This is a genomic window from Gemmobacter sp. 24YEA27 (genome assembly GCF_030052995.1).
Classification (GTDB): Bacteria; Pseudomonadota; Alphaproteobacteria; order Rhodobacterales; family Rhodobacteraceae; genus Pseudogemmobacter.
In genome coordinates this window covers 108,462-134,874 of record NZ_JASJPW010000007.1, presented here as the reverse complement: position 1 = coordinate 134,874, position 26,413 = coordinate 108,462, and the positions used below count along the sequence as shown (strand labels likewise).

Sequence of the window (26,413 nt, the reverse complement as noted above, 5' to 3'; positions counted from 1 at the left end):
CGATCGGATGGCCGATGGTCACGCGCGCCCCCGGCTGCACCCGCTCCAGCGCAGACCAGATCGTCGTTTCGGTCGGGCCGTAGAGTTCCACAAAGGCGCCCCTCCGGCAGTCAGCCGAGACCGCGAGATCCGCGCTGAGTGGCTCGCCCCACAAAGCATGGTCAGCCCCGGCACAGGGGTCAGCCCTGCCTCCAGCAACATCGACCACAGTGTCGGCGTGGCTTGCAGATGGGTGATGTCACCCCGGTTCAGGCGGGCAACCAGACGAAAGCCGTCCAGCACATCCTCCTGAGCGGCGATCACCACCCGCCCGCCTGCGGCCAGCGGCGCGAAGAGTTCCAGGAGGGCGATGTCAAAGCTGACCGTGGTGACGGCAAGCAGACTGCTCCCTGCCCGATCCCGGGCTCATCGCAGATCGAGGTGATCAGATTGGCCAGCGCGCCATGGCTGATCTCCACCCCCTTCGGGGTGCCGGTGGAGCCGGAGGTGAAGAGGATATAGGCGCTGTCTTCGGGGGCGACCTCGGGCAGGACGCCCGGATCGGCCCTGATCACTTCCCGCGTTGCCAGCAGGTTGCGCCCGGCCAGGGCCTCGTGCGGCATATCCGCATCGTGCAGCACAAGTCCAACCCGCGCGGCATCCAGGACCGCGTTGAGCCTGGCGGCGGGATGGCCAGGGTCCAGCGGCACGAAGACATGGCCGGCGCGCATCACCCCCAGCATCGCGGCCACCAGATCCGCCGAGCGCTGCATCAGAATGCCGACCCGCTCGCCCTTGTCCGGCAAGGCCGTGGCAAGGGCAGCGGCGTAATCCGCCGAACGCCGGTCCAGCGCGCCATAGGTCATCTGCGCCGCCCCGTCCTCGAGCGCGATGCGGTCAGGCCTCTGCGCCAGGATCGCTTGCACCAGCAAAGCGGAAACGGGCCACGCCGTCGCATTCAGTCCCGTCACCAGATGGTCGATCTGTGCCGCAGGCAGCACCGGCAAGCGGCCTACCGGCCCCGCATCGGGGGCGGTCAGGCCTTCCAGCAGGCATTCCAGATGCCCCAGCCAGCGTGCCACCGTCGCAGGCTCATAGAGGTCTGCGTTGTAATCGACATCCACCCGCAGCCCATCGGGGCTTTCGACCATATTGAAGAACAGATCGAAATTCACCGCCGTCTTGGGGTTGGGATGGGCTGCGACCTGAAGCCCGCCCATCTCCATGCCGCTGGCGATTTTTTCCAGATTGAACTGCACCTCGGTCAGCGGCAGACGGTCCAGCCCGCGTTTCAGATTAAGCGCGCGCACCATGGTGCCATAGGTATAGTCGCTATGGTCAAAGGCCTCCAGCACCACCCGGCCCGTGCGCGACAGAAAGGCGGCCGCGGTCTCGCTCCGGTCGATCTGCGTGCGGATCGGCAGGAAGTTGACGCAATGACCCACAAGCGCCTGGTCCTCCAGCAAAGTCTGGCCGGCTGTGGGCACGCCGATCACCAGATCATCGGTGCCGGTCAGCCGGGCCAGCGTCAGGTTCAGCGCCGCGAAGAGCGTGGCAAACAGGGTACAGCCTTGTTTCGCCCCTGCCTTGCGCGCAATCTTCACCAGGTCCGCCGGGAGATGCGCGGTCAGCGTCGCGCCCCTGAAAGAGCGCATCGCCCCGCGCGGATGGTCCAGTGGCAGGTCGGGAAGACCGGCGGGCACGGCATGGACCGCGCGCCACCAAACGGCGCTCGCCTCCGGCTCGGGAAGGGTTGCGGCGCGTCTCGCATGGGCGGCAAAAGAGGGCGCGGGCGGCAGGGTGGCGTTGCGCCCCTCACGCTCCGCCGCATAGATCTGCGCCAGATCGCCGAAGATCAGGTTCATCGACCAGCCGTCACAGATGATGTGATGGGCATTGACCACCAGCACATGATCATCAGCCCCGGTGCGCAACAGCATCAGCCGGAAGGCCGCGCCGGTGATCAGATCCAGCGGCCGCGCGGAATCGGCGTGCAAAAGCTCGGCCAGCGCGGCCTCTGCCCCGTCCGTGGCGGTCAGGTCGTGGCGGATCAGATCGGGCGTGAAGGGCGGCAGGATGCGGAAACTTTCGCCATTGGGCGCAAAGACCTGCCGCAAGCCGTCGTGCCGCGCCACCACCTGGGCCAGTGCCCGGGTCAGCGCCGCTTCGTCCAGCGCACCTTTCATCACCAGAGAAGCGCTTTCGTTGAAACTACACGAGGCCTCATCCGACAACTGGCTGGTCAGCCAGATTTCACGCTGCACCTCGGTCAGCGGAAAGGGGCCGGGATCGGGCTGGGCGGCGGGCAGAACAACAGGGCGCAGCGCCGCCGTCCCGGTGCCATCGCCCGCCATGATCCCCACCGATTGCAGTGTATCCAGCGCATCGTTGAAGGCGGTGTCGAAGGCTTGGAAATCGGCTTCGGAATGCGTGGTGGTACCGAAGGCGGCATAGCCCACCTGGATATGGATGCCGCTCAGCCGCATCAGCGGCCACAGGAGCGTTGCATTGGCGTCGTGACCGGGCAGGTTCAGCACAAACCAGCTGGAATAGCCCTCTACGAGGCGCGGCAGCCCGTCGCGCGCCAGCCTTGCGTTAAGCCCCTCGGCCAGAACGCCCATCCTTGCGGCCGTTCGGTCCCAGAGATCCGGGCCATGCGCTTCGATATGGTCGAGCGTGGCGCTGACGGCGGCAAGGATCAGAGGGTGACGCACAAAGGTTCCGGCAAAGAAGGTGGGCGCCGTTTCGGGCGCGCTGTCGTCGCCATAGGACCAGAAGCCGCCGTCCAGCGCATCCATGAAGCGGCGCTTTCCCGCGAGCATCCCCACCGGCAGGCCGCCGCCGATGACCTTGCCATAGGTCGCGAGATCCGCGTCGACCCCCCAGTTGCCCTGCATCCCGCGCGGGCCGGTGCGGAAGCCGGTCACCACCTCATCCATCACCAGCGCAGTGCCGCTGGCTTCGGTCAAGCGACGCAATTCGCGGACGAAATTCGCAGGGCGGGTTTCGGGATGGCGGCTTTGCACCGGCTCCACCAGCACGGCGGCAACGCTGCCGACATGTGCGCGCAACCAGTCCAGCGCCCCCTCGCCGCCCCAGGACAGCACGATCATATTGGACAATCCGCTGCGCGGGATGCCAGGGGCGATGGGCAGCGCATCAGGGCTGTCGCTGCGCCCCCGGCCCTTGACCAGGACCTCGTCGAACTGACCGTGATAATCGTTGCAAAAGACGACGACCCTGTCCCGCCCTGTCACGGCGCGAGCCAGTCGCATCGCTGCCATCACCGCCTCTGAGCCGGTGTTGCAAAAGGTCACCCGCTCATGCCCGACGAGCCGGGCGAAACGCTCGGCCGTCTCGCCCGCCAGATCGGATTGCGGGCCGATGGCATAGCCGCGCGTAAGTTGTGCGGCGACGGCATTATTGACGAAATCGGGAGCATGGCCGAAGGCCGTGGTGCCAAAGCCGTTAACATAATCGACAAAGCTGTTGCCATCGATGTCATGGATCTTAGATCCACGGGCGCGGTCTGCCACAACCGGGAAGACTAGATCCTTCCACTCCTGCCGGAACCCGGCGACGGTGCGCGGATCGGCCATCGTGGCGCGGTATTTCTGGGTCTGCTCGCGGGTTTTCGGGAACCGCGCCGCATAGCGCTGCGACAGGTCGCGCGCGAAGGCGGCTTGCGCCGGGGTCAGATCGCCGCCGCCGGTGTTGGTCGCGCGTCCTATGGAGAAACCGGGCCTGGCGGGGGAGGGTTCAGCACCGCGCGCCACAGCCGGAGCGGAGAGCGAAGTAGCAGGCGGGGATACTGGCGGGGTCACGTGCAGGATCGCTGGCGCCTGCACCGTGATCGGCGCCGAGAGGATCTGCGGCTGGCACAGCGCCGCCAGTTGCCCGGCAAAGATGGCCTGCATGGTCTGAAGCTGCGCCTGCACCACGGCGGCCATCCCCTCGCCCGCGACGGAAACACCAACAGCGATCGGGGCGAAAGGCTGTGCCGAGGGCTGGGTAAAGCTGACCACAGGCGCAGGCGCGGGTACCGGCACGCCGGCATCGGGCAGCGACACAGCAATCGGGGCCGCCACCGGGGCTGCTGCGGGCGCATCCGGGGGCAAAGTTTCATCCAGATAGGCGACCAGCACCTCGACCGAGGGATAATCGGACAGCAACTGCCGGAACGTCAGTGTGCAGCCGTGCATCTGCGCCAGTTTCTGGGTGAACTGGCCGAGGAACAGCGAGTCGAAGCCCAGTTCGAGGAAACTCAGGCTCGCGTCGGCAGGGCCCAGGTCCTCGCCCGACAGATCGCGCAGCGTGGCCAGAAGGTCGGCCGTCAGCCGCGGTTTGCGGTTTGCGGCTGAGGCCGCGGCGGGGGCTGCGGCAGGAGCAGGGGCTGCGGCGGGGGCGGAGGCGGAGGCGGTTGCAGGCACTGCGGTCGACATGACAACACTCCCGTTCGGCGTATGGAGGGCAATGGCTGAGGGCTTCGCAGCGAGGGGCATTTCCGCGGCGGGAAGGTCGATCCAGTGTCGTTTACGCTGGAAGGGATAGGTCGGCAGCACGACCCGGGCCTGCCCGCGCGGTCCGGCCTTGCCCCAGTCCACCGGGCAACCCGCCGCCCAAAGCCGCCCGAAGCTGCGCGCCATGGTCACGGCATCCGCCTCGGCTCCGCTGTGATCCGGCAGCGATTGCAGTATCGTGGCGCCCCCGTCGCGTGTCAGGATTTGCCCGGCAAAGGCCGAGAGAACCGCCCCGGGGCCGCATTCCACAAGGACCAGCGGGCCGTCCCCGGCCAGCTTGCGGATCGCAGTTTCGAAGGCCACCGACCGGCGGGCCTGACCGGCCCAATAGGCGGGCGAGGTCGCCTGATCTGCGTTGATCCAGTCGCCGGTGACCGTGCTGACCCACGGGATCTGTGGCCTCCGCAGCGACAGCGTCTGAAACTCCTGCGCGAGAGCATTGCAGACCGGGTCCATCATCCGCGAATGGAAAGCGTGCGAAGTGTGAAGCGGCGTCGAGGCGATGCTCACCGCCTGGAGCCTCAGGGCCAGTGCCGCGATCGCCTCGCCGGGTCCGGCCATCACCTGGAGCTTCGGCGCATTGCGGGCGGCGTGGTCGAGACTGCCATCCAGATGCGGTTCCAGTTCCTCCATCGTGGCGCGCACCGACAGCATCCCGCCGGGCGGCTGATCCTGCATCAGCTGGCCGCGCCTGGCGATCAGCCGCAGCCCGTCCTCGAAGCTGAACACGCCCGACAGCGCCGCGACCGCGAATTCTCCGACCGAATGGCCGATCATCGCGGCAGGGCTGACGCCCCGCGACTGCCACAGCCGGCCCAGCGCAAATTGCACGAGGTAAAGCGCAGGCTGCGTCAGCCTTGTGTCGCGCAACAGCCGGGCCGCGTCGACGTCGCAATGATCGCCCCGCGCCAGCAGGGTGTTGAGATCGAGGCCCAGGATCGGGCGCAGGATTTCGGCGCCGAGATCGACCCAGCGGGCGAACTCTGGTTCCTGCCTGTACAGCCCGGCGCCCATGCCGGGGTATTGTGCGCCCTGCCCCGGGAACATGAAGGCGATGCGCGGCGCCGTACCGACCGTTGCAGCCGCAGGCCGCGCGGTCTTGCGCAGCAGCGTCGCGGCGGCGGTCCTGGTTTCGGCAGCAACCAAAATACGCCAGGGGTACTGCCCCCGCCCTCTTGCAGGGTGAAGGCGATATCGGCCAGTGCCGGGGCGGCCTCCCCGGCCTCCAGCATAGCGGCAAGGTTGTTGCGCAGCGCCTCCAGCGCCTCGGGCGAGCGGGCGGACAGGGGAAGGATCTGCACGCATCTACCTGCGGCGCGCAGACAGGCGGCGGGGCTTCTTCCAGGGCCAGATGCACATTCGTGCCGCCGACGCCGAAACTGCTGACCCCGGCGCGCATCGGGCCCCGGCCCTGCCAGGCCACCTCGGTCTGCGGTACATGGAAGGGCGTGTCTTTCAGGTCGATCCTTGGGTTCAGTGTGCGGAAATTTGCGACCGGCGGGATCACCCGCTGCGACAGCACCTGTGCGACCTTGATGACCCCATCACCCCTGCCGCCGCATCCAGATGGCCAATATTTCCCTTGATGGAGCCAATCGCACAGGTCTCGGCCCCGCGCCCCGGCCCGGCGGCCAGCGACAGGCTGCGCAACTCGATCGGGTCGCCCAGCGGGGTCGCGGTGCCATGACACTCGATGTAATCCGCATCACCCGGGGTCAGCCCCGCCTCGGCCCAGGCCATGCGGATCGCATCAACCTGGCCCGTCACTGAGGGCGCGGTGTAGGAGATCTTGTCGGCCCCGTCATTGTTGATGCCGACGCCCCGGATCACTGCGAGCACGCGGTCGCCATCGGCCAGCGCATCCTCCAGCCGCCGAAGCGCGACGACGCCCGCACCATGGCCAAAGACGGTGCCTCCCGCATCGGCGTCGAAGGGTCGGCAGATCCCGTCGGGCGAGACCATCCCCCCCTCCTGGCAAAGATAGCCACGCGTCTGCGGGAAAGTGATCGACACGCCCCCGGCCAGTGCCATGTCACATTGCCCGGCGCGCAAGCCCAGCACCGCCTGCGCCATCGCCGTCAACGAGGTAGAACAGGCCGTCGCCACCGTCATCGCCGGACCTTTCAGATCGAGCCGATAGGCCACGCGGGTGGCAAGACTATCGGCCAGATTACCGGTCATTTCCGGGTAATGACTGATCTGAAGCCCGGTCAGAATCTCCAGCGCCGTCTTGCGCTCTGCCATGATGTTGCGCACCAAATAGGTGCTGAAACTGCTTCCTGCCCATACCCCGATCCTGCCCGGGAACCGCTCGGGATCATGGCCGGCCTGTTCGAGCACCTCATGGCAGATTTCCAGGAACACCCTGCCCTGCGGATCGGTAAGCGCGGCCTCACGCGGGTACATTCCGAAAAACGCCGCGTCGAACATGTCAACATCAGGAAGCCCGGGGCGGGCCGCGACATAGGTCGGCAACAGACGCTCTTCGGGGGTGAAGCTGTCCTCGATCCGGTCACGCGGGATCGGGCGGATCAGGTTATCGCCCTGCCGGATATGCTGCCACAGATCCTGCATCAGGGCCGCACCCGGCGCCCGGCCCGCTAAGGCGATGATCGCCACCGCACCAGAGGCGCGCGGGCCGGCGCAGGTGAGCCTCGCCCGGGTGATATCTGCGTATTGGCCCCGAGATCGGCCAGTCGTCGTGCCAGATCCCCGGCGCGCGGGGTTTCGAACATCAGGGTAACGTCGAAATCCAGCCCGAGACAGGCCTGAAGCGCGGCATGAGCATCCAGCAGTTGCAGTGAGGTGCCGCCTGCCTCAAAGAATGTGGTGTCCGGCGCGACCGGACCGCAGTGCAGCACCTGGTCCCAGACCCCGGTTATCACGGCCAGCAAACTCTCGGGGGCAAGCGCCGCGATCGCAACCGCCTGTGGCTGTGGCTGATCCGCCAGCGCCACCAGCGCCTTGCGGTCAATCTTGCCATTGGTCGTAAGCGGCAGATCGGTCATCAGCCGGGTCTGGCGGGGCAACATGCCCTCGGGCAGGTCACGGCGCAGATCGGCGATCACACCACGCAGGAAGGCGCGTTCATCGGAAGGCAGTCCGGCGGCGGGCTTGGCAAAGGCCACGATCCGCTTGCCGGCACTGCCTTCTGCCAGAACCACCGCCACATCCGCGAGCGCGGGATGCTGACGCATGACATGTTCGACCTCGTCCAGTTCGATCCGCCGCCCGCCGATCTTGACCTGCCGGTCGGTACGGCCAAGGAAGTCCAGCGCGCCATCAGGACGCATCCGCACCAGATCGCCGGTCAGATAGGCGCGGCCTGCCTGGCCGGGGCGCGGATCGGCGATGAATTGCGCGGCGGTCTGTTCGGGCTGGTCCAGATAGCCATCAGCCAGCCCAAGCCCGGTGATCGCCAGCTGCCCGGCCACTCCCTCCGGGCAAGGTGCCAGGTCATCGGCCAGAACCAGACAGGCGCCATGCGCCTCGGCGCGGCCAATCGGAATCGCGCCCCCGGTCAGGTCTTCCCGCTGCACCTGATGCATCGCGGCATAGACGGTCGCCTCGCTGGGGCCATAGAGGTTGAACAGCCGGATCTCTGGCCAGCGATCCAGCAGGCGCCTGGCCTGCGCGGCCGACATCACATCTCCCCCAGCGGCCATGCGGCGGAAACTGCCCAGATCCTCCAGCCGATGCTCGATCAGCAGGTGAAAAATCCCGGTGTAGAACGCGGCTGCGGTGGGCCGGTGCCGCCGGATCGCGGCGGCCAGCAGATCCAGCGAGGGTTTCGGCCCCGGCACGATCAGCACCGTGCTTCCGGTCAGCAGTGCAGGCCAGATCTCAACTGCACAGCCATCGGCAGCGATGGTTGAGGAATGCAGCATCACTTCGCCGGCGGCAGGGTCAGCGCGCCCTGATCAAAGGCGATCCGCGCCAGCGCCCGCTGAGGCACCACCACGCCTTTTGGCCGCCCGGTCGAGCCGGAGGTATAGATGATATAGGCGGTATCCGCCCCGCGCCGCTGCGGAAAATCGCAAGCAGCGGCTCCCGAATTCGCGACCCCGGCTTTCGCGACCCCGATCTCCAGCACAACCTGCCCGCCCGGCTGCGCCAGCTCTGTCACAAGCGCGGCAGAGGCGGCATCATGGAGGATAAACCCGGGCGCCGCGTGACCAAGGATATAGCCCACCTGTTCGCTGGCATAAGCCGGGTCCAGCGGGATATAGGCGCCGCCCGCGCGCAGCACCGCCAGCATCGCCAGGATGGCATCGGCCGAGCGTTGTGCGATCAGCGCCACCCGCCCCCGGGCTGCAACCCGCGCCCGATCAGATGCGAGGCGATGTTTTCTGCGGCCCGCGCCGCTTGCGCATAGGTCAGACACAGATCATCGCAGATCACGGCCGGCTGGTCGGGTGCCAGCGCCGCCACCCGGCCGAAGCTGGCCCAGAGGCCTTGCTGCGGGTCATATTCCAGGGCCTGTAAACGCGCCGCAATGTCCCGATCCATGATCACCCTTTCATCGCATGACGATGGCCAACCGGCGCGTGGCCCCGACCGGGCCCGAAGTTTGCCCGGTCCATTGCCTGATCTTCGACAGGTGCGGCCTCTGGCCGATGATCGCCGGGCCCCCTGGCTTCGCGGGTCTCCTGCCTGTGCAGCATCGAGGCGTAGAGCAAGTCCAGCCGGTCGGCCCAGGTATCGGGGGCGAGCGACACCAGAGACGCCGCAGCGGGGGCGGCGAGAGCCATCCGGCGAAGGCGCGCATCATCACCCGCCAGATCGCGCAGCAGCGCCGCCAGCGCATCGGTATTGCCGCTGCGGAACCCGGCGCAGGCGGCATGAGCGGCCAGCGTTTCGCAAAGCAGCAATGGAATCCGACAGGATTACCGGCAGACCGGCGGCCAGCGCCTCGACCGGGGCAAGGCCGAAGGGTTCCGGCGCCAGGCTGGCGCGACCAGCACCGCGCGGCGGCCATCTCGCTGGCCAGCCCGTCCCGGTCCAGCCAGCCGCTGTAGCCATGTTCGGGGTAAGCCCTGGCCAGACGCTCCAGATCGGCGCCGGTTCCGACAAACCGCAGGGAACTCCGGCCCGCGCGCCGCCTCGGCCAGGAGCCAGACGCCCTTATAGACATGGACATCCCTATATACAAAAATCCCTGCTGCGACGCGGGATCGCTTGCAATCACGGCCCGGATCTACCGGGTTCGGCAGGGTAAGCACGTTCCTGAGTGCGGGATGGGTCAGTCGCCGCTTCATCCCTCGTGCAACAGCACCACCGTCGCCTCGGGCAACATCCGCGACACCGCCCGGTTCTGCACGGCCTGCCGCGCGACGCGCCACAGCTTCTGCGCGGCGCTGCGCTTGTCGCAATTGCAGGTCACACAGCCCAGCGACATCGGCGACAGATCACAAGTCACTCCGGCCCGGTAATCAAAGAACGCACCATTCGGACAGGCCAGGAAATAATCATGCGCGTGGAGGACAACCCGCCCCGCCACCGGTCGCAGGGCTGCCACCACCGCGGCAGAGAGGATCTGCTGCCATCCATGGAGGTGATAGACCGTGCCGCGGTCGCCATGCGCCGCGATCCAGTCCGCAGTTGCCGCGTGCCCTTTCGTTCCAGATCCCCCGCGTCATCGCCCTTGCGCGGCTTTCTTCCAGCAGGCGACTTTCCCAGGGGCGACGCGCCCATCCCGTCAGGAATATGCTGTCCGCTGTCGCCTGCAAAACTGTGACCCGCAGACCCCGTTTCAGCATCAGTCGCGCCTGCAGCATTGCGACCTGCGCCGCACCGCCCCGCACCGCCGAGAAATCGGTCACGATCACGAGCTGGGTGAGCCGCGCCGGTATCATCACTCGAACTCCGTTATGCGTTTCAGGCTCAGCTTGCCGCGCATCAGATCGGACAGCGCCCGCAGATTGCCGCGCAGCCGCCCGGCCGGTCGATCCGGGTTCGGGGCGGGCGGATTTCGCCAGATTGGCCAGCAGGTTTCGCATGAGCATGGCCAGCGCACGATCCGGGCGCATCGTGCGTTTGCGCAGCAGATACAGCGGGTTGGCAATCTGGGAATAGCCCAGACGCAGCCCATTGCTGCGCCCGGTGCGCGTGCCCATATGAACGCCGCGCAGGCGTTCGACCAGCGGATTGCGCCATGGGGCCGCAGCTGGCGCGAGAAATCGACATCCTCCAGCCAGCCGTACAGGGGCAGTCTCGTGTCAAAGCGCAGGCCATGGGCCGCCACAGGCGCCATGCGAATAGCCATATTGCAGCCATAGCCGTTATAGACCGGCACCCGCGCGGCATCCGGGGCCACGGGTGGCAGCCTGTCCACCAGCGCCGCGCCTCGTCAAAGCCAAGGCCCGGACCGACGATGCCATCGGCAGCACATGCCGGTCAGCATCACCAGATCGGGCATCGTCGTTAACAGGAGATAAAGGTTCGCCACGTAATCTTCGGCCATGACAAAGTCATCATCCAGAAACAGCAGAAGATCGTCGGGTGCCGCCGCCTCCAGCGCGGCATTCCGCTGCCGTGTCAGACCGGGCTCCGCCGTCAGAACCTGTGCAGAGAAGGGCACGTCGCGCAGATCTGCGAAATCCAGGTCCTCTTGCGCCGTGATGACCAGGATGACCCGGTCAGGCAGCCGGGTCTGGCGTGCAATGTCGCGCAGCACCGGCCGACAATTGCCCTGCGACCGCGCGTGGGAATGCCGATCAGCAGCCCCATGGCATCACCTGAGCCTCAGGCGCGAGGCCACCGGCGGACAGCCCTCCGCAGGATGCGAATTGACACGAGGGCGGAGGCGTGGATAATTCATATCTAAGTATAAAACAGGTGGGGCAGCGGCAAGGTGGCACGACTGGCACGCGCGGCGCATTCACTTTGCGCGGAAGTGATCCGAAAACTGTCGGCGCGGGAACTCCGGCTGATCGTCGTGCTGTTTTGTCTTGTCTTCTGGCTGCTGGTCATCGGCTATTTCTTCCTTTGACGTGGCAAATGTGTCGGGCTTGCCCTCTTAGCGTGCCCCTTCGCGCAAGAGCGCGGTCTTCACAGTTTTCAGAATAATCCCGAGATCCAGCAGCAGGTTGCACCGGCTGGTGTAATCGACATCCAGCGCCACCCGTTCCAGATAGGTCGTATCACTACGCCGGAGACCTGCCACAATCCGGTGATCCCCGGCAAAACCGCGAGGTAAGACGTTATGTCATCGCCGTAATGATGCATTTCGGCTTCAACAATCGGACGCGGGCCAACGACGGACATTTCACCGCGCAGGACATTCCAGAATTGCGGCAATTCATCCAGGCTGGTTTTGCGGAAAAAAGCGCCAAGGCAGGTTATCCTTGGGTCATGAGTCAATTTATGACTTGCATCCCATTCCGCCCGCGCAAGCGGATCGTTTTCAAGGATATGGCGCAGCCTTGTTTCTGCATCAGAGGCCATGGTGCGAAACTTCAGGCAGTAAAACGGACGGCCGTCTTTCCCAATTCTTTTATGACGGAAAAGGACCGGACCCCTGTCTGAAACCAGAATTGATACCGCAATGATAAAAAAGAACGGTGCAAAGAATATCAGCGCAAAAAACGCAAATATCCGATCAAGAACAGGCTTCCCAATTCTTGAGTAAAGTCGTTCTTTTTTCGCAGCGACCTCCTCAATCCGCCTTGGCGGAATGACTTCGGAGACCACAAATACTTTCGCATTATCTTGATGGATGTCGACACGCATGCGTTAGCCCGCCACGGAGAAATGGGGATAAATGCAGGTCGTATAAGTTCGAATCGCTTCGGTTCGCTCAGTATACTAGGGTTTAATGAAAATTGACAAAATTATGTCTATGTTATGGCATCTCAGCAGCGTCCTGTTTAACCAGTTCTCCGGCTTCAATATTTTTTAGAATCTCTGCGCTGCAGCATGGTTGCGACCCGGCGCGGAATACGCGGATCCAGCAGGCACAGCACCATCAAATGGATCAGAACAAGCGAAGTTCCCAGGACCAGAACGGTGGTCAGCCCTGATCCCGCAATATCGGAATCACGCATAAGACGTGTAATCCAAACCGCAATTACAACTGCAAGGCATTGTGGCCAGCAGTCGCGCGCGATCAGACGCCAATCGACGCCCGCATGGCGCCACAGCATCCGGGCATTGTAGAGAAAGATCACTGCCGCAGCCAAGACCTGGGCAAGCGCGATCCAGACCATGCCGAAGGGCGCGGCAGCCAGGGTCAGCGTCAAGCCGATCAGAGAACTTATCAGCATTATCCCCGGCAGAACCTGACGGCACCCGCCAGAGAAAGAACGGGTTCCAGCGCAAATCCGGTGGTAAAGATCCCCTGCGCCACCGCCAGTGCCTGCAATACCGGCACCGCAGGCAGCCAGGCCGGACCAAGCAGCGTCAGGATGATATCCTTGGCCAGCAGCACCAGCACCGCGAACAGCGGCAGCGCCACGACAGCGCCAGCGGAAACATCCGCCGCGCGGTGCGCTGAAAGCCCTCGCCCGCCGGCGCCCGGTTGCGGGCGTCCCGGAACAGGCTCCAGGCGAGCACGCGGCCCGGTTCGGTCAGGACCTCGCCCACAGCGCCCGCGAGGCGCTGCCGGCACGAAACCATCCTGCCTCAGCCGCGCCGAGGAAGATGCCGATGACCAGCGTCGCACTGTAAAGGCGCAGGTTCATCAGCAGCCGCACCACAATAATGCGCGAAACATAGGCCAGCACGGGCCGGACCTCATCGCGCTGCAGCCGGAAATCGGGTGACATGCGGCTGGTTACGAAGCCAGTCACCATCCAGGTGCCCGTAAAGACGATCCGTCCCCAAGCCAGCGCAAAGACGCCGTATCCCGCAAGCAGCAGGCCAACCGACACCACCAACCCGGCCAGCTCGGCGGCAATCAGGGCCAGCGCCGCGGTGGTCAGGCGCTCCTGTCGGTTCAGCACACCGGCAAGGGTATTGGCCACCGCCCCGAGGAGAATGGTGACCGCGAACAGCAACATCAGCGGGATCACCACGGGATCACGGGTGATCAGCGGCATCGCCAGCGTCAGTATCGCGACGATCAGCGCCATGGTCGCGCCGCTGATCGCCGACATGCCCAAGACGCGGCGGGGAACGGCATCTCCGGGCTCGTGCCATTGCATGACATATTCCGCCCACCCCGACCCGGCCAGCGCGCCCATAATATAAGCCCAGGCCGAAACCAGCGCGAAGATGCCGAAGTCCGCCGGACCCATCAGGGCCGCAGCCAGCAGAAAAACCACGAACTGCGCCACCTGCGCAAAGATGCGCGAAGCGGCGATCATAAGGCCCGCGCGCAGGTGCCGGGTCATGAGTTTCTCCTCTCCGGCAGTTGGTTTCGGCGGAAATGTTCCCAAAGGCCGGATCTGGGCGGCGAAGGATTGCTGAGCCCTTGTGGCGCGCGGCGGAACCTCTCGACATCCGGCACAGGATTACTGCTTATCCAAAGCAGGCTGGAATAATGCCTGAGGTGCAAGACCGCACCGCCATCACCCTTCACGCACAGGTTCAACTTGAACGAAGCCAGACACCATATGACACAGCATCTCCCAACCCGCGCCGGCCGCATGATGGGCAGCAGTGCGGCTGGCCTGCGCTGGCTGGTGATCCTGGGCTGCACCGGGTTCTGGACGGTCATCCTCTATCTCCTTCTTGCCTGATCGGCGGTGCGGCTCCTTCTCGCCTGAGCGGCTGGGCTGCTATGCCTGCCAGCATCATCCGGCGCCCGGAGGTTCCGGTCTGCGGGGCGCGCGCGGCACAAGCAATGGCGGCAAAACTCATCAGAAGCAGCGTCGGATCGGGCGTGGTTGCCGAGAGCACCAGGCCAAACAGTGTGGTCAGCGCAGCCACACGCGCCATCTGGAACAGTTCGGGCTGACCGGGCCGCCCGACAGGTGCCAGCACCGCGAGCAGGAAGCCCCCGAAGGTCAGTATCCCGGGCAGGCCAACACTACCCGCCAGTACCGCAGGCAATCCGTTCGCCCGCAACGACCCTGGGCCCGCACCAAAGCCATGGGTCTGCCAGAAGGCATTGAACCCCTCCGCCGCCCAGGCACCCCGCTCCAGCCCTGAGAGGCTGGCGGGCTTGTCGAAGATCAGCGCATCAAGCAGGCGCGCCGCTTCGGCCATAAGAGCATCAGATTGCGCCATCAGCGCCAGGGTTCCGGTCAGGCCAGAACCAAGGATCACCAGCAGGTGCAGAAAGCCGCGCGACAGCCGCTGACCGGCCCAGATCCTGGCATGCAGCACCGTCAGCAGCAGCGCCGCCACAAGTGTGGCCATACCGGAGGAAGACATCGAAAACAGCGCCATGACCATCGAGCCGAGGGCAATAAACCCGTCCGAGGGTCTGCGTCCGGTCAGCCAGGCCATCAGGAACCAGGCAAAGAATGTGGCCGAGGTGGCCCCGAAAACTGACGCTTCGGAAAAGCCGCCGATCACCCGCAGGAAGCCGGCAAGGGTGTGCGTGTTGGCCAGCGCGTAGTCGGCGGTACGGATGAAGGTCAGCAGATCATCCAGCCCGATCAGATCCAGAAGGCCAGCCCCCAGATTGACCAGCCCGGCCCAGAACACCGCACTTCGGGCGAACGCAGCGCCGCGCCAGGAAAAGGTGGCACTGGCTGCCATAAAGAACATGCCGGATATCAGGATATACCCGGCCTGTGCCAGATTGGAGGTCGTCGGCCCCAGCGGCATCATCGTTGAGGGGAAGTCGGCGCTGACGACGACGCCGCGCAGACTGACCGTCATGGGAAAGACGTAGAACTGTCCGGCAAAGATCCGGGGCAGCACCACCGCCGACACCGCCGCATAAGCCATGAACGCCAGAAGCCACATCGTGGCCGGGGTCACAGGGCCGATGCGGGGACCACCCGGCGCCGCAAGCGCCCGCAGGCTCAGCAGCAGCAGGCTCAGCAGTGCGATCATATGCGCGGCCAGCAGCGACAACCCGGCCAGATTGGCGGCGGCAAAGATCCCGAGCGGAAGGCAGGCGATGCTCAGCCGCAGCGAGTTGTCGATGTCACGGCGGACCAGCACCAGCCAGATCAGGAGCAGGAGGCCCGAGGCAGGGTAAACCGTCACAGACGCCCTCCTGCCCAGGACATACCACCCGTACCGAACGGAACGCCGCAGGAGACGCGGCAGGAAGCACCGCAGGGGACGCTGCATGAAGCGCTGAAGAAAACCCCTATGTGCTTTGGGAGATCTGGCCAATACTGCCGGTATTCTATTCTCCCTTTGGCGGAGGGCGCAGCATGGGGCCTGGACAGGGCAGACGGGCTTTGCAAAGGGCGGTGCAACGGCATCTGAGCCTGCCATTGCGCAGCTTGTGGAACCGGGCGCTGGCCCTGACCCCGGCCGCACCCGGCTTTGTCGGCGCCTGGCCCACCCATGCCGAGGCGATGCGCCATATCCCGAAGGGCTGGCTTCCCGGCTATGACCATGACGCGCTGGCCGAGACCTCGTTTCGCAAGATGTGCGTCGTGCAGCTGCATGACTATCCGGTGCTGTACTGGCTCCGGCACCATCTGCGGCCCGGAATGCGCGTGCTGGATCTGGGGGGGCATCTGGGCACAAAATTCATCGCCTTCGCGCCGCATCTGCCGCTGGAGGGCGTGGAATGGGTGGTCTGCGATCTGCCGGCGATCATCGCCGCCGCCCGGACCCGTCAGGCCAGGGGCGAACTGCCTGCCGCACTCCGCTTTGAAAGCGATCCCGGGGCCGCCGGTCCTGCGGATATTCTTCTGGCGTCGGGGCTGTTTCAGTATCTGGACATCCCCTGGCCCAGCTTGTTGACCGGATGGCGGTTCCGCCGCGCCTCGCGATCTTCAACAAGGTTGCCACGCGCGATGGCGCCTCTGTCACCACGCTCGAGCGCATCGGCCCGGCGCGCGTGCCCTATCAGTTCCGCAACCGCCAGGGGTTTGAGGAAGAAATCACCGGCTGCGGCTGGCAGATCCGCGACAGATGGGAGATCCCGCAGCTCAGCCATGTGATCGACACCCATCCGGCCCTGGGCCCCAGCCGGAGCCTCGGGTATTTTCTTGAGCGGAAAGGTTAGCGTCATGGTGCAGCCCCAGCCATCCGGAGCAAAACCGCAAGTTCACCCGCCGCCCCTGATTGCGCATGGCAAGCGAGCCTGCCATGCCCGGCCCTGTCGGCAGCTGCCACAGCGCCCAGGTCCGGGCGTCATCATCCCTGATGCGCAACAGGCGCGGCGCCAGAGGCGACAAATTCACCGCGAAATCGATCAGCGGCATCGACAACCCGCGCCCGGTGGCCTTGACCACCGCCTCTTTACGCGTCCAGCAGCGGAAAAACGCGGCCTGCCAGTCCTTTGGCGGCAAAGCCTCCAGCGCGGCGCATTCCTCGGGCGCGAAATGATGTTCGGCCAGGGCGACGCTCACGGGGGAAATCGCCTCGATGTCCAGTCCGGGATCAACCCCTTCGCACAGTGCCACGGCCGCCCAGCCGCCGGCATGGCTGAGACTGAACCGCAGCGAGCCGCCCAGCGATGGCCTGCCACAAGGGCCAATCCGGAACCGCAGATCCTCGGGGCGGGCCGCCAGACGGTTCGCCAGCACCCGGCGCAGGCCCCGCGTGCCGCGATCCATTCATCCCGGTGGCGGGCAAAGCGGAAGGCCGCGGCCCGCGCCCGTTCAATCGCCGAAAGCGTCGCGGCCATGGCCGCCAGCCGCTGCGCGGGCTGGGTCAGGCGCCAGCAGATCAGATCGACGGTCAGGTCCATGACCGAGCCTGCGGTGCAAGATGCGTATGAGGCGCGCCTTCTGGGTGACACTGGCGGGGCTGTCGCTGGCCGGGGGTGCCGCCCTGGTCATCAGCCAACCGCTGCGCGCGCAGCTGATCTGGCAGATCCAGGCCGGCGCGCCCGATCTTTCCGATGTGGGGGTCGCGATGCCCGATGGCCTGCGGCTGGCCACCGATGTCTACCTGCCGGCACCTGGCTTGCGCGGAACTGGCTTTCGCGGCCCTGCCGTGCTGATGCGCCTGCCCTATGGCAAGCGATCCTATGGCGAGATCAGGTTCTGGGTGAACATCCTGCTGCCCGAGGGCTATGCCGTGGTTGTGCAGGATATGCGGGGACGGGGCAACTCGGACGGTGTATTCGCGCCCTGGCCGAACGAGGGCGCGGATGGCGCCGCCACGCTGGACTGGATCACCGCGCAGGGCTGGTCGGATGGTGCGGTGGGAACCCTCGGCTGCTCGGCACTTGGGGAAAGCCAGCTGATGCTGGCCGCGCTGAACCATCCCGCGCATCGCGCCATGGTGCCGATGGGGGCCGGCGGGGCCGCAGGCACGCTTGAGGGGCGCCATACCTATTTCGGCGCATTCGAGGGCGGCATTTTCCAACTCGCCTCGGGGATTGGGTGGTTCGGGACTGCGGGCGAAAAGACCCCGGGGCGCTATGCCCCCGAAGGCGGCGATCTGGCGGCGGCCCTGCAGACCCTGCCGATCATCGGTGCGGTGCGACGCCTGCGCCACGACCCCACCGATTACGAGGCGTTTCTGGAGCACTTCGGCGATACCGCGTGGTGGAACGACATGGGCTATATCAGCCCGGAGGATCGCCCCACCGTGCCGGCCTTCTATATCGACAGCTGGTATGATCCCTCGATCGGCGGCACGCTGGCGCTGCAACGTGCCAGCCGGTTGGCGGGGGCCGAGACGCAGACCCTCATCACACCCGGCACCCATTGCAGCTATCTGGGCGCGGACGAACCCGGCATGGTGGGCGACCTGCCCCTGGCCCCTCAGGGCCGCGCTGCCCCGGTCGGGCAGATCCTCGCCTTTCTGGCCGCCACCTGAAGGCCGCACCGGAGACTAAGGTACCTGAAAGCGGGGCGCCGAGGCTGCAATACTACGTCCTCAATTCCGACACATGGCGCAATGCAGAGGACTGGCCCCCGCCCGAGGCGCAGCCCCTGCCGCTTTATCTGGACGGCGAGCGTCTGACCAGGCAAAGCCCCGTGCGGGACGCAACCCGCAGCTTCACCTCGGATCCGATGCACCCGGTGCCGACCCTTGGTGGCGCGATCTGTTGCACCGGCGAGCCCGATCTGCGCGACGGCCCGCTGTTCCAGAACGCCGTCGAGGGGCGCGGCGACCTGCTGATCTGGACCTCGGACCCGCTGGAGCGTGCCATGACCATCGCGGGGCCGATCACCGCCCAGGTCTTTGTCTCGACCGATGCGCCCGATTCCGACCTTATCGTACGGCTGACCGATGTGGACCCGCAGGGCAAGTCGCTGATGATCCAGGAAGGCGCCTTGCGCCTGCGCTATCGCGGGGGCTTCGATCAGCCTGAACCGATGCGGGCCGGTCAGGTTACCGAAGTCACCGTCGATCTGCGCGACATCGCCTGGACCCTTGCCGCCGGGCACCGGCTGCGGCTGAATATCGCCGGAACCAGCTTTCCCCGGCTGGAGCGGAACCTGAACACAGGCAGCGCGAATTATGCCGAAAGCCAGGGGCGGCCCGCCCGGATGACCGTGCATTCCGGCTTGTCTCATCCCACCCGCCTCCTGCTGTCGGTCTTGCCGGAATAGCCATCCTGCGCAGCCTGGATGATCGCGGCGATCTCGGCCCGGAACCGGGGGGCCCCGAACCCCCGGGCATGAGTCGCAATATCCTCCGGGTCAAAACGATGCGGGGCGTTCTCGAAATCCAGCACCGCCTGCCGGATCGCCGCAACGCTCTGGTCATGGAAGAACAGGCCCGTTCGCCCTTCGATCACGCTGTCCGTTGCACCACCGCGCCCATAGGCCAGGACCGGCGTGCCACAGGCCATTGCCTCGACCGGGACGATGCCGAAATCCTCTTCCCCCGGAAAGATCAGCGCATGGGCCCGGCGGTAGAGGTCGGGCAGATCCGACCCCGGAACCCGGCCCAAAAGCGTGACATTGGGCGGCAGATCCCGTTCCAGCGCAGCCCGCTCGCTGCCGGTGCCCACGACGAGGAGCCTGCGCTCTGGCCAGCCGCGAAACGCCTCGATCACAAGATCGGCGCGTTTGTAGCGCACCAGCTCCGAGACAAACAGGTAATGACTGCGCGGCGAAGGCGGGGTTACCGGATGATAGGCCTCCAGATCGACAGGGGGATGCACCACATCCGCGTCCCGGCGGTAATATTGCATGATCCGGTCGGCCACGAAGTGAGAGTTGGCGATGAACCGGTCAACCCGCGCCGCGGTGGACACGTCCCAGATCCGCAGACGATGCGCCAGCCGCGAGAACCACATCCGCATCAGCGGATTGCCCAGTCCCGCCCGATACTGCGGGTAATGATCCCAGATATAGCGCATGGGTGAATGCGCATAACATATATGCAGCGAGCCCGGCGGCGGGATGATGCCCTTGGCCGGGCCACTTTCCATCGACAGGATCAGGTCATAGCCGCGCAGGTCCAGTTCCTCCAGCGCGCGGGGCATCAGGGGCAGATATTTCTGGTAATGCCGCCTGGCCCCAGGCAGCCGCGCGATGAAGGACTCATGGATCGGGCGGTCCGCAATGAGCGGCGACAGCGCGCTGCGATCCGCGACATGGGTAAAGAGATCCGCCTGCGGGTAAAGACGGAGCATCTCCTCCAGCACCCGCTCGCCGCCCCGCATTCCGACCAGCCAGTAATGAATGATCGCGACCCGCATCTCCCTCCCCCCCATTAAAAGAGTTAATAGTTGTAGCCGTAAACATCGCGTGCCGCGGCGTGATGTCGGCGCACCTGGGTCAGCACCGTACCGAGAACCGGCACCCCGGCATCGGTCAGCCGCATCAGCATCTGGCGCAGCACCCGCATCGGCGTGCGACCGCTTTGCGCCACCAGCAGCGTGGCATCTGTGTGTTTGGCCAAAAGCAAAGTATCCGCCAGGTTCAGCACCGGCGGCGCATTGACGATCACCACGTCATAGCGCTGGCGCAAAAGCCCTATCACCTCGGCCATTTCCGGGCGGCTGATCAGGTCGGCGGCCCGATCGCTGCGTTGGCGCGGCACCAGAATATCGGCGCCCAACATGGCAGAGAACTCCATCCCGCCGGACAGGAGGCTGGCAACCGGCTTACGGCCGGACATGATGTCGATCAGGTCGGGACCATTTTCATCCAGCCCGAGAGTGCGTATGGAGTCCGACCGGCGCAGGTCCATGTCGATCAGGGTCACTTTGCGCCCGACATCCGACAAAGACCGGATCAGCGCATGGCAGATGGATGATTTCCCCTCGCCCGACAGGGACGATGTGACCATGACCACCCGGGGGCGGGTGAATTCAGGCTCCTCGAGCAGCCTTGCCCGGACCGAGCGGATCCCCTCCATAAAGGCAGTGGGCGCGACCCCTGATAATTCGCGCTCCAGCCAGGTGGGACCGCCCCGGGTCCTGGCAATATGCGGCAAAGCGGCCAGCGTCGGCAGATGCGTCGCCTCGCGCAGGTCATCAGCCGTCCGCACCGGATCGCGCAGTGCGGACCGGCCGAACGCCGCCACAATGCCAAAGCTCAGCGACGCCACCGCCGCGATCATCATGGAAAACCCTACCCGCGGGCTGGAGGGAGCGGTCGGAAGATTGGCCTTTTCGATAATCTGGGCCTCGGGCGACTGGAAATCCCCTTGCGCACTGGTTTCCTTGAAGCGGGACAGGAAGTTTTCATAAACAAGCCGCGTCGCCTCGGCGGTGCGCAGCAGCTGATCCAGCCGCACCGAGGCATGGGCGATCTGGTCCAGCCGGTCCGAGACTACGGCAATCTGCGCGGCCAGCGCCTGTTCCCGGTTGCGCGCAATGCTGACATTGACCTGCAGTGCTTCAATCTGGCGCCGCACCTCGGCCTCGATACTGCGGTCGATGTCACCGATCTGGGCGGTGATCCGCACCATCTCGGGATGCCGCCGCCCCAGAGTGCTGCCCAGTTCGGCCTGTTGCGCCGCCAGTTCCGACCGCTGGCGATGCAGCGTCTCCAGCAGGGGCGAGGTCACCATATCGGCCACCGCCGTCGTGCCGCCCCGTTCCAGCAGATAGGACACCTGATCTGACCGCACCTCGGCATCGGCGCGTTCGGCCTGGGTCGCCACCATCTTGCTGTTCAGCTCGGCCATCAGCTGACCGGTCACCTCTTCGCTGCCGCCGGTCTTCGCCACCATTTCGGTCCGGAAGGCTACAACGGCGGCATCCGCCGTCTCGACCTGCGCACTCAGCTCGACCAGACGTTCCGACAGCCAGGTATTCACCCGCAACGTGGCATCGCGTTTGTTGTCCAGCAAAGAGCCGACATAAGCCTCGGCCAGTGCATTGGCGATGTCGCGCGCCAGCAGCGGATCAGGATTCTCATAGGTAATTCGGATGACGTAAGAGACCCCGACCTGCGTCACCCGCATGTCACGCTGGACACGCTGGACCACCATCGCCCGCAGGGCATCAGGCGGCATCGCGGCTGCCCGGATATGAAAGGGTTCACCACCGGATATCAGCCGGCCGATCCTGCTCAGCCAGCCTTCGCCACGATCCAGCCTTGGATCAAAGGCGGGGTTGTCGACCAGTGCCAGTCTATCAACCACCCGCCCGATGAGCACGTTGGAACGGATGGTTTCGACCTCGCCCGCGACTACCGAATTATTGACCGCAAGGTTTGAAACCACCTCCTCGACCGGCGAGATGCGCTCCTGCCTTGTGTCGATCACCACCTGCGTGCCCGCCATATAGGTCGGCGTGCTGCGCATGAGGTGGATATACATGCCAGCCAGGCCGGCAATCATCACCGCGAGGATCAACCCGCGATGCTGCCGCAGGATGTCGAGCAGATACAGTAGATCCGCCCCCCTCCACGCGAGCGCAAGACAGGCGGCAGCCGGCTGCGCGGCGGGGGGCGTTGCCAGGTTTGTGGTGCTGCGCGCGTATCATCCCTTTTGCTCCCGCCCGTCCAGTGCCTCGGGCGGGCGGATGCGCACCATCAGAAGATCGCCGGGCTGCAACTCTTCAAACGGCTGCAACGCGATTTCCTCCATTCCGACACTGGTGCGACGGCGCGCCAGATATTCGACCAGTAGATCGGCCTCCGGGCCGTCCGAACTGGTAATCCATTGCGTCAGCAACAAAATCCGATCCTGAGCCGAAGCCAGATCTGCCCTGCCCTGCGCAATTGCCGCGCGCAGCGACTGCGCCTCGGTCAGGAGTTCCTTTTCACCCAGGGTATCCAGTTCGGTCAGGTCACTGCGCAAAGTGTTGACCTGCACCAGCGCGGCAGATCGTTCCTCGCCCAGCCGCAGTAATTCCCCTTCCAGCCGCGACTGCGCCTGTTCGTCATCCGCAAGGGTGGAAACCGGACGCAGCCCCCGCGTCACCAGATCCTTGCTGCGGTTCACCTCGACGCGGTTGCTCTCGACCGCTTTCACAAGCACATCATGCCGCTGTCCCATCAGATCGATCCGGTTCTCTGCTTCGGCGATCGCATCGGTCAGCAGGCCGCGCCGCGTGGCCAGACTTTGCGCATCCAGCGCGATGATCTGATCCTCGGCGGCGGTCAGCTCGTCGAACAGTGTCCGGTCAATATCTGAGCGGATCTCGGAGGGCACATCGCCCCAGCCTACCTTAGCACCGCCCGCGATCTGGACCCGCACGCGCGCCAGTTGTGCCGCCCGCCGCGCCAGATCGGCCCGCAGACCGCTGAGACTGCCTTCAATACTGCGCTTTTCCAGCACCCGGGTTTCGGCATTATTGGTCGAAACGGCTGCCCCCCCCGCCAGTCCCGCCGCCTGTTCTGCGGTCAGGAACGGCTGATAATTGTAATTGCCCGGCGTCTTTACATCGCCGATGACAAAGATCGGACGGAAACTGGCAACCGAAAGCTCCACCCGGGGGGCAATAAAAATCTCACGCTCGATGTAAGAGCGGGCGATCAGGTCACGCGCATCGCTGAGCCGGGTATTCTCCACCGACACCCCGCCGATAAACGGCAATTGCACCTGCCCGTTGCCGCCAACGACAAAACGCTGCGGCGGCTCGCTGTCATCAAGGATATCAAGTTCCAGCTCATCACCGATGCTGATCATATATTCATCAGGCGTCGCCCCGAAGGCGACGGTGACAGGCAGCAATAAAATGATCATGCTAAGAAGTGCGGCAGTAAACCCTGCCTCAAAAAGATCTGCCTTCGTGGGGGCATCAGCACACCTCAGGAAAAACGAATCGAAGCCGGGAAAACTGTATAGATCAGATTAGCGCCACAAAACCGCGGCGGATACGAAATCTTTTTAAGTTTGCGGGACAACAGGCGTGCAGCCTGTAATTGCATGGAAACCGCGCAAAGTGAGTAAAGCTCCTATTGACAATTCTAGGTTGCATGTTGTGCCTTACACTCACCCCACGCATTCAAAAAATCGGGTTCATGATCAATCCGCATTGTAGTGGCCTATTTGCAAAATGGCGGCTTGAGGGGCGACCTCGCCTCTCGCTTACTGGTTCGGGTCACGCGGATGAGCCCGGCGAGGGCGAGGGCGTTAAAGCTGTTCATAAGTGCCGCGCGGATGATGATTTCGGGGGCCTGGCGGGCTAGGGTTAGGTCATGTTGCCTGCATCAGGCTCTGGCTCCCCCATTTGTCAACATGACCTAAAGCGCACCTCGGCCATTACGGCACCGGCCGCTTCAACTGGCGGCAACCCTGCCCCGCGAATTCCAGTCGCTTGCCTCTTTGCGGGGTACGAAGGGCGCGTTGGCGTGCCATCGGCGGATATGTGCACATTCTGACGCCCCAGGCCTGCGGGGGGTGGGCGCGCGCGCGACCGGATGTTTCGTTACACGCACTGCGCTAATGGGACAGGTGGCACAGGGTTTGGGAGTGTTGACATTCAACAATGAGCCGCAGTTTGCAGAGGCTGACCAGCTTGTCGCACGCGCCCGGGCAGGCGATGCTGATGCTTTCGAGCAGCTGTTGCGCCAGCATTACCGCTTCATCTTTCGGGTCGCCCTGCGCTGGCTCGGAAATGACAGCGATGCCGAAGATGTCACCCAAGCAGTTGCCATGCGGCTCGCGCGGGCGATCCAGGGCTTTGACGGCCGCTCGGCTTTTACCAGCTGGCTTTATCGGATCACGCTGAATGCTGTGCGCGACCTGCAACGCAGCCAGAGCCGCAGCAGACGGCTGCACGATGCCGTGGCGCTGGTCAGTGAAGACAGCCATTCCGGCGACCAGGAGGATGCGCTGAGGATCGCCGATATCTGGCGCGTGGTGCGCAGCCTGCCCGATCAACAGCGCGATGCCGTCATGCTGGTGCATGGAGAGGAATTGAGCCAGGCCGAGGCCGCGCGTATCATGGGCTGCAAGGAACCCACCGTCGCCTGGCATATCCACAAAGCGCGTAAAGCATTGAGGCAGATCCTGTGAGCGCCCGCCCTTCTGATCCGTTCGACCTGTTGCAACAGGTGCCGCTCCGTGAGCCGGATCCGGCGCGGCTTGAGGCGGATGCCGCGCGGGCGCGGGCGGAGTTCCTCGACGCGGGCGCGCAGCAAAAGCGCGGCTGGTGCTGGCCCGCGTTCCTGCGCGGCTGGCGGCTGCGTTTCGCGATCCCGCTGGGCACCGGGCTGGTGGCGGGGATTGTGATGGGCATCTGGCTGGCGCTGCCCGGCGCGGGGCCGGATGTGGGGTCGGACGTACGGCCAGACGGGCAGAGGCTGGCCGATGAAAGTCCGGCCAGTCCAGGCAATCGGCTTGGCGCGCGCAGCGGACCCGGAACAGAGGCGGGCAGCGCAGAAGTTTCGGCGCGTTACAGCTTTGACGGGTTCGAACTTTTGCTGCGCGAGCCGCCGCGGCAACTGGTGCTTTCCTTGGCGCAAGACGGTCAGGATCTGCCCTTCAGCACCTATGTCGCCGAGGACGGCGTAGAGTTCCGCGTGCTTGACGCCTTCATCCAGCCGCGCGCGGGGCAAGACCCGCTCCTGTTGGTGCAATCGGACTATGGCGGGTTCACCAATTGGAACGCCTATGAGATGAGCCCTGGCGCAATCACCCTTTCCGGGCGGCTTTCGCTTTTGATCCATGATGCCGCCAGCCGCGAGGATCTGATCGCCCGCCTTGCGGGGCCTGAAATTGCGCCCTGACTTTTTTCCCTTTGCCGCAAAAGCCGGGCGCTGAGCAGGCGTCCTACAGGGGAAGAGGCAAAAAGGTGCTGTCATGTTCTGCTGCATATCCCTGTATAAGGCCGCGCGCTGCATGGCGCTGGCGCTGGCCCTCGCTCCCGCAGTCGCTGCGATGGCGGTGCCGGCGCAGGATTTTCCGGTCACGCCCGGCAGCACCCTGACCGGCGAGGTCATCACCGAGGTCTTTCCCGCCACGGGCGGCCAGCGGATCCTGCGCGAGACCGGCCGAGGCGAGGCGACGATCCTGGAAACCGCGCCGGGCGAAATCACCTTCACGGCAAAAAGCGAGACGGCCGACCGCGGCGGCATCAGCTTTTCCTTCCGGTTGCGACAGGGCAACGATGGGATCTGGCGCGAAATGCTTGCCGACAGCCATATCGCGGTGACCCCTGGTGGGCGGATCACTGGCCTGAACGATAGCGGATCAGACCTGATCATCCTGAGCGGCCTTGCCTCTCAAGAGTGGGTGCAGCTGGAAATCCGCCATCAGCCGCACCCGTTCGGACCGGAAGGCGAGCCGCCGGATCTGGCAGAGCTGGTCGATCTCCGCTTCCATTTCGATCTGCGCGCGCCGTCAAAGGCGGCGGCTGCCCCCCTCCCCGAAAAAGACAGCAATGCCTGCCGCCAGATCCAGTGGCAGACCCGCGCCAGCCCCAACATCTTTGGCGGTGGAGTCGATCTGATCCGTGTGCCGGTCTGCATTCCCTAACCTGACCATACGAGCTCTGGCGGCTTACCCCGGCCAAATTCAGAAGGTGA

26 protein-coding genes are annotated in these 26,413 nt (G+C 65.0%); 8 read left to right on the top strand and 18 right to left on the bottom strand.

What is annotated here, in order from left to right:
- Positions 1–299 precede the first annotated feature (299 nt).
- The 9 genes from QNO18_RS24690 to QNO18_RS24650 all read right to left on the bottom strand — a co-directional run bounded on the left by QNO18_RS24690 (position 300) and on the right by QNO18_RS24650 (position 11,175).
- Positions 300–5,645: an aminotransferase class III-fold pyridoxal phosphate-dependent enzyme gene (locus QNO18_RS24690; RefSeq protein WP_283180102.1), complete on the bottom strand. Its 5,346-nt coding sequence runs from the start codon at positions 5,643–5,645 to the stop codon at positions 300–302.
- Between the two features lie 357 nt (positions 5,646–6,002).
- Positions 6,003–7,073, bottom strand: coding sequence for a polyketide synthase (locus tag QNO18_RS24685; protein WP_283180101.1), 1,071 nt, complete (start codon positions 7,071–7,073; stop codon positions 6,003–6,005).
- Positions 7,074–7,099: 26 nt separating this feature from the next.
- A complete protein-coding gene (locus QNO18_RS24680; RefSeq protein WP_283180100.1) occupies positions 7,100–8,386 on the bottom strand; it encodes a non-ribosomal peptide synthetase in 1,287 nt (428 codons plus the stop codon).
- Positions 8,386–8,799: an AMP-binding protein gene (locus tag QNO18_RS24675; RefSeq protein WP_283180099.1), complete on the bottom strand. Its 414-nt coding sequence runs from the start codon at positions 8,797–8,799 to the stop codon at positions 8,386–8,388. The genes QNO18_RS24680 and QNO18_RS24675 overlap by 1 nt, the downstream gene beginning before the upstream one ends.
- Positions 8,790–9,008, bottom strand: coding sequence for a hypothetical protein (locus tag QNO18_RS24670; protein WP_283180098.1), 219 nt, complete (start codon positions 9,006–9,008; stop codon positions 8,790–8,792). The genes QNO18_RS24675 and QNO18_RS24670 overlap by 10 nt, the downstream gene beginning before the upstream one ends.
- A gap of 2 nt (positions 9,009–9,010) precedes the next feature.
- Complete coding sequence (locus QNO18_RS24665) at positions 9,011–9,370, bottom strand: hypothetical protein (RefSeq protein WP_283180097.1); 360 nt, start codon at positions 9,368–9,370, stop codon at positions 9,011–9,013.
- 383 nt (positions 9,371–9,753) lie between these two features.
- Positions 9,754–10,017 carry a hypothetical protein gene (locus QNO18_RS24660; RefSeq protein WP_283180096.1) on the bottom strand — a complete coding sequence of 88 codons (264 nt, stop codon included), beginning with the start codon at positions 10,015–10,017 and terminating at the stop codon, positions 9,754–9,756.
- A gap of 336 nt (positions 10,018–10,353) precedes the next feature.
- Positions 10,354–10,833, bottom strand: a complete 480-nt coding sequence (locus QNO18_RS24655) for a hypothetical protein (protein WP_283180095.1) — start codon at positions 10,831–10,833, stop codon at positions 10,354–10,356.
- A gap of 15 nt (positions 10,834–10,848) precedes the next feature.
- Positions 10,849–11,175 carry a glycosyltransferase gene (locus QNO18_RS24650; protein ID WP_283180094.1) on the bottom strand — a complete coding sequence of 109 codons (327 nt, stop codon included), beginning with the start codon at positions 11,173–11,175 and terminating at the stop codon, positions 10,849–10,851.
- Positions 11,176–11,352: 177 nt separating this feature from the next.
- On the opposite strand from QNO18_RS24650, the gene QNO18_RS24645 reads away from it, so the two are divergent.
- On the top strand, positions 11,353–11,490 hold the full coding sequence (locus tag QNO18_RS24645) for a hypothetical protein (RefSeq protein ID WP_283180093.1): 138 nt from the start codon (positions 11,353–11,355) through the stop codon (positions 11,488–11,490).
- 68 nt (positions 11,491–11,558) lie between these two features.
- On the opposite strand, the gene QNO18_RS24640 is transcribed toward QNO18_RS24645, so the two are convergent.
- From QNO18_RS24640 to QNO18_RS24625, 4 genes are all read right to left on the bottom strand, one after another.
- Positions 11,559–12,230, bottom strand: coding sequence for a sugar transferase (locus tag QNO18_RS24640; protein WP_283180092.1), 672 nt, complete (start codon positions 12,228–12,230; stop codon positions 11,559–11,561).
- Positions 12,231–12,385: 155 nt separating this feature from the next.
- Positions 12,386–12,739 carry a hypothetical protein gene (locus QNO18_RS24635; protein ID WP_283180091.1) on the bottom strand — a complete coding sequence of 118 codons (354 nt, stop codon included), beginning with the start codon at positions 12,737–12,739 and terminating at the stop codon, positions 12,386–12,388.
- A 23-nt stretch (positions 12,740–12,762) separates the two neighbouring features.
- Positions 12,763–12,954, bottom strand: coding sequence for a hypothetical protein (locus QNO18_RS24630; RefSeq protein WP_283180090.1), 192 nt, complete (start codon positions 12,952–12,954; stop codon positions 12,763–12,765).
- Positions 12,955–13,066: 112 nt separating this feature from the next.
- A complete protein-coding gene (locus QNO18_RS24625; RefSeq protein WP_283180089.1) occupies positions 13,067–13,831 on the bottom strand; it encodes an oligosaccharide flippase family protein in 765 nt (254 codons plus the stop codon).
- A 222-nt stretch (positions 13,832–14,053) separates the two neighbouring features.
- Between QNO18_RS24625 and QNO18_RS24620 the strand changes: the two genes are divergently transcribed.
- Positions 14,054–14,179 (top strand): hypothetical protein, encoded by a 126-nt coding sequence (locus tag QNO18_RS24620; protein ID WP_283180088.1) that lies wholly within the window; start codon positions 14,054–14,056, stop codon positions 14,177–14,179.
- Here the strand turns inward: QNO18_RS24620 and QNO18_RS24615 are convergent.
- The gene (locus QNO18_RS24615) at positions 14,154–15,602 is read right to left on the bottom strand and encodes a hypothetical protein (RefSeq protein WP_283180087.1); all 1,449 of its coding nucleotides are present in this window, start codon (positions 15,600–15,602) and stop codon (positions 14,154–14,156) included. The two genes, QNO18_RS24620 and QNO18_RS24615, sit on opposite strands and share 26 nt — an antisense overlap.
- A gap of 173 nt (positions 15,603–15,775) precedes the next feature.
- Here QNO18_RS24615 and QNO18_RS24610 point away from each other — a divergent pair, with 173 nt between their 5' ends.
- Positions 15,776–16,516, top strand: coding sequence for a methyltransferase, TIGR04325 family (locus QNO18_RS24610; protein ID WP_283180086.1), 741 nt, complete (start codon positions 15,776–15,778; stop codon positions 16,514–16,516).
- Here the strand turns inward: QNO18_RS24610 and QNO18_RS24605 are convergent.
- Positions 16,505–17,134 carry a 4'-phosphopantetheinyl transferase superfamily protein gene (locus QNO18_RS24605; protein WP_283180085.1) on the bottom strand — a complete coding sequence of 210 codons (630 nt, stop codon included), beginning with the start codon at positions 17,132–17,134 and terminating at the stop codon, positions 16,505–16,507. The two genes, QNO18_RS24610 and QNO18_RS24605, sit on opposite strands and share 12 nt — an antisense overlap.
- 154 nt (positions 17,135–17,288) lie before the next feature.
- Between QNO18_RS24605 and QNO18_RS24600 the strand changes: the two genes are divergently transcribed.
- Together QNO18_RS24600 and QNO18_RS24595 are read left to right on the top strand one after the other, a co-directional pair.
- Positions 17,289–18,347 (top strand): CocE/NonD family hydrolase, encoded by a 1,059-nt coding sequence (locus QNO18_RS24600; protein ID WP_283180084.1) that lies wholly within the window; start codon positions 17,289–17,291, stop codon positions 18,345–18,347.
- Positions 18,236–19,087 carry a CocE/NonD family hydrolase gene (locus tag QNO18_RS24595; protein WP_283180083.1) on the top strand — a complete coding sequence of 284 codons (852 nt, stop codon included), beginning with the start codon at positions 18,236–18,238 and terminating at the stop codon, positions 19,085–19,087. The genes QNO18_RS24600 and QNO18_RS24595 overlap by 112 nt, the downstream gene beginning before the upstream one ends.
- On the opposite strand, the gene QNO18_RS24590 is transcribed toward QNO18_RS24595, so the two are convergent.
- From QNO18_RS24590 to QNO18_RS24580, 3 genes are all read right to left on the bottom strand, one after another.
- Positions 19,048–20,184, bottom strand: a complete 1,137-nt coding sequence (locus tag QNO18_RS24590) for a glycosyltransferase (RefSeq protein ID WP_283180082.1) — start codon at positions 20,182–20,184, stop codon at positions 19,048–19,050. The genes QNO18_RS24595 and QNO18_RS24590 overlap by 40 nt on opposite strands.
- A 23-nt stretch (positions 20,185–20,207) precedes the next feature.
- The gene (locus QNO18_RS24585) at positions 20,208–22,322 is read right to left on the bottom strand and encodes a polysaccharide biosynthesis tyrosine autokinase (protein ID WP_283180106.1); all 2,115 of its coding nucleotides are present in this window, start codon (positions 22,320–22,322) and stop codon (positions 20,208–20,210) included.
- A 96-nt stretch (positions 22,323–22,418) separates the two neighbouring features.
- Complete coding sequence (locus tag QNO18_RS24580) at positions 22,419–23,615, bottom strand: polysaccharide biosynthesis/export family protein (protein WP_283180081.1); 1,197 nt, start codon at positions 23,613–23,615, stop codon at positions 22,419–22,421.
- A 741-nt stretch (positions 23,616–24,356) separates the two neighbouring features.
- Here QNO18_RS24580 and QNO18_RS24575 point away from each other — a divergent pair.
- The 3 genes from QNO18_RS24575 to QNO18_RS24565 all read left to right on the top strand — a co-directional run bounded on the left by QNO18_RS24575 (position 24,357) and on the right by QNO18_RS24565 (position 26,363).
- Positions 24,357–24,902, top strand: a complete 546-nt coding sequence (locus QNO18_RS24575) for a sigma-70 family RNA polymerase sigma factor (protein ID WP_283180080.1) — start codon at positions 24,357–24,359, stop codon at positions 24,900–24,902.
- Complete coding sequence (locus QNO18_RS24570; RefSeq protein WP_283180079.1) at positions 24,899–25,615, top strand: hypothetical protein; 717 nt, start codon at positions 24,899–24,901, stop codon at positions 25,613–25,615. Before QNO18_RS24575 ends, QNO18_RS24570 begins: the two co-directional genes overlap by 4 nt.
- A gap of 112 nt (positions 25,616–25,727) precedes the next feature.
- A complete protein-coding gene (locus QNO18_RS24565) occupies positions 25,728–26,363 on the top strand; it encodes a hypothetical protein (protein WP_283180078.1) in 636 nt (211 codons plus the stop codon).
- The last annotated feature ends 50 nt before the right edge of the window (positions 26,364–26,413 follow it).